Annotated in this window: 2 protein-coding genes; one reads left to right on the forward strand and one right to left on the reverse strand. The window is 59.7% G+C overall.

What is annotated here, in order from left to right; genetic code table 11:
- Nucleotides 1-196: 196 nt before the first annotated feature.
- Nucleotides 197-2,563, reverse strand: coding sequence for an arginine/lysine/ornithine decarboxylase (locus ACYVOC_RS16390; RefSeq protein ID WP_116003559.1), 2,367 nt, complete (start codon nucleotides 2,561-2,563; stop codon nucleotides 197-199).
- Between the two features lie 145 nt (nucleotides 2,564-2,708).
- On the opposite strand from ACYVOC_RS16390, the gene ACYVOC_RS16395 reads away from it, so the two are divergent.
- Nucleotides 2,709-3,134, forward strand: coding sequence for an NfeD family protein (locus ACYVOC_RS16395; protein ID WP_461162477.1), 426 nt, complete (start codon nucleotides 2,709-2,711; stop codon nucleotides 3,132-3,134).
- Nucleotides 3,135-3,207: the final 73 nt, after the last annotated feature.

Consider the following 3,207-nt stretch of genomic DNA (forward strand, 5'->3'; position numbering starts at 1 on the left):
CTGCCACCCTCACACCACCTATCGCTATCTCGCAACTTAGACAGCCTGAGACTTCTTGCTAATCAAGCATATTTAATAGCTACCAGCGCTCTGCCACATTGCGCTAACGGCACTTATCACCAAAATTTTCACACCCCACCCGACGAGGTGAGGCAGCATCGGGTTGCGGCAGCCCCCCAAGGCCTGCCCTGCAGGATCAGACGTTCCGACCGTAGGGCCCATCGTCACCTACCTGCACCAGATTCTTGGCGGTGGCCAAAGGCTTGGGGTTCTTCGGCGCGTTGCTGTCTGCCACGCAGTCGGCGTAATAGCGCACCTGTCCAGATTCATCTTCGACCTCGACCAGGCCGTGGATATCTGTCTCGAAGCCAGGGCACAGCTTGGCGAATTCGCGGGCGAACTTGAGATAGTCCACGATTTTCTTGTTGAACACCTCGCCCGGAATCAGCAGCGGAATGCCCGGAGGGTACGGTGTGACCAAGCCCACGGTGATGCGGCCCTCCAGGTGGTCGATTTCCACGCGCTCGGTTGTGCGGTGCGCGATGTGTGAGAACGCATCCGACGGCTTCATGGCCGGGGTCAGATCCGACAGGTACATCTCGGTGGTCAGGCGCGCAATATCGTACTTGGCGTACATCTCATGCACATGCTGGCACAGGTCCTGCAAGCCCATGCGCTCATAGCGTTTGTGCTGCTGGCAGAACTCGGGAAGGATGCGCCACATGGGCTGGTTCTTCTCATAGTCGTCCTTGAACTGCTGCAGTGCGGTCAGCAAGGTGTTCCAGCGGCCCTTGGTGATGCCGATGGTGAACATGATGAAGAAGCTGTAGAGCCCCGTCTTCTCCACCACCACGCCATGCTCGGCCAGGTACTTGGTCACGATGGACGCTGGAATACCGGTCTTGTCGAACTTGCCGTCCAGGCTCAGGCCTGGCGTGACGATGGTCGATTTGATCGGGTCGAGCATGTTGAAGCCGTCGGCCAGCTGGCCAAAGCCATGCCACTTGCTGCCGGCTTTCTTGCTCTTGCTGTCGCTGCGGATGATCCAGTCTTCGGCGCGGCCAATACCTTCTGCCACCAGTTTTTCTGGCCCCCAGACCTTGAACCACCAGTCTTTCTTGCCAAACTCGGCTTCGACTTGGCGCATGGCGCGGCGGAAGTCGAGCGCTTCGAGAATACTCTCTTCCACCAGCGCGGTGCCGCCGGGCGGCTCCATCATGGCGGCCGCCACATCGCAGCTGGCGATGATGCTGTACTGAGGGCTGGTGCTGGTGTGCATCAGGTAGGCCTCGTTGAACAGGTGGCGGTCGAGCTTGGTGGTCTGCGAGTCCTGCACCAGCACATGGCTGGCCTGGCTGATGCCGGCCAGCAGCTTGTGGATGGACTGCGTGGCGTAGGTCACCGAATGCTGGGGGCGCGCGCGCTTCTTGCCCATGGCGTGGTAGCTGCCATAGAACGGGTGGAAGGCCGCGTGCGGCAGCCAGGCTTCGTCAAAGTGCAGGTTGTCCACATAGCCATCGAGCATGCCCTTGATGGTCTCGGTGTTGTAGAGCACGCCGTCGTAAGTGCTCTGCGTAAGCGTGAGCACGCGCGGCTTGACTTTTTTCGCGTCCACGCCCTTGAGCAGCGGGTTGGCCTTGATCTTGGCCTGGATGGTGGCCGGCTCGAACTCGCTCTGCGGAATCGGCCCGATGATGCCGAAGTGGTTGCGCGTGGGCTTCATGAACACGGGGATGGCCCCGGTCATGATGATGCTGTGCAGGATGGACTTGTGGCAGTTGCGATCCACCACCACCACGTCGCCCGGCGCCACGGTGTGGTGCCACACCATCTTGTTGCTAGTAGATGTGCCGTTGGTCACGAAGAAGCAGTGGTCAGCGTTGAAGATGCGCGCGGCGTTGCGTTCCGATTCGCCAATGGCGCCGTTGTGGTCCAGCAGCTGGCCCAGTTCTTCCACGGCATTGCACACGTCAGCGCGCAACATGTTCTCACCATAGAACTGGTGGTACATCTGGCCCACGGGGCTTTTCAAAAATGCCACGCCGCCTGAATGACCGGGGCAATGCCATGAATAGGAGCCGTCTTCGGCGTAGTCCAGCAGCGCCTTGAAGAACGGTGGCTTAACGCCTTCAAGGTAGCTCTTGGCCTCTCGGATGATGTGCTTGGCCACGAATTCGGGGGTGTCCTCGAACATGTGGATAAAGCCGTGCAGCTCGCGCAGGATGTCGTTGGGCAAATGGCGGCTGGTCTTGGTCTCGCCGTGCACGTAAATCGGCACTTCGGTGTTCTTGCGGCGTACCTCACCAATGAAGTTGCGCAGGCTCAGCACGATGGGGTCCAGCCCTTCACCTACAGTGAACTCTTCATCGTCAATCGACAGAATGAAAGCACTGGCCCGGCTTTGCTGCTGCGCAAACTGCGACAGGTCACCATAGCTGGTGACGCCCACTACCTCGAACCCCTCGGCCTCAATGGCCTGCGCAAGCGCGCGGATACCAAGACCCGAGGTATTCTCGGAGCGATAGTCTTCATCGATGATGATGATAGGAAAACGAAATTTCATGCGCAGCCTCCGTGCAAACGTGCCCTGCCCGGCTAAAAAACGAATCAGGCGCGAAGTGTAAGGAATAAGCCTGACGAGCCTTTGAATAGCACCGCTTTTGACCCAGAATGTGGTGCACTAAAGACAAGTTCTTGCGGAGGTCAATATGGAGGAATCCACCATCTGGTGGTTGCTGGCGGGAGGTGTGATCGTTGCCGAGCTGCTCACCGGTACTTTTTACCTGCTGATGGTGGCCCTGGGTCTGGCTGCAGCCGCCCTGGTGGCCCACACGGACCTGCCTTTGACGGGCCAAATCGTCACGGCTGCCGCAGTCGGTGGCGGCGCTGTCGTAGCCTGGCACTACGCCAAAAGAAGGCGCCCCGGCGATCCATCGGCCCGCGCCGACCGCAGCGTGAACCTGGACGTCGGCGAAACGATCGTCATCGACAGCTGGAACGCCGACGGCACCACCACCGTGAAATACCGGGGCGCCACCTGGACAGCCATCCATCGCCCCGGTGTCACCCCTTCCACGGGCATGCACCGGGTCGCAGAGCTGGTGGGCAGCCGCCTGCTCGTCGATCCGCTATAAGCCTTGCTTGATTAGCAAGAAGTCTCAGGCTGTCTAAGTTGCGAGATAGCGATAGGTGGTGTGAGGGTGGCAG

The organism is Simplicispira piscis, from assembly GCF_054783455.1.

Coding starts and splice junctions, on each gene's coding strand:
- ACYVOC_RS16395 (WP_461162477.1), top strand. CDS start 2,709: ATGGAGGAATCCACCATCTGGTGGTTGCTGGCGGGAGGTGTGATCGTT.
- ACYVOC_RS16390 (WP_116003559.1), bottom strand. CDS start 2,563: ATGAAATTTCGTTTTCCTATCATCATCATCGATGAAGACTATCGCTCC.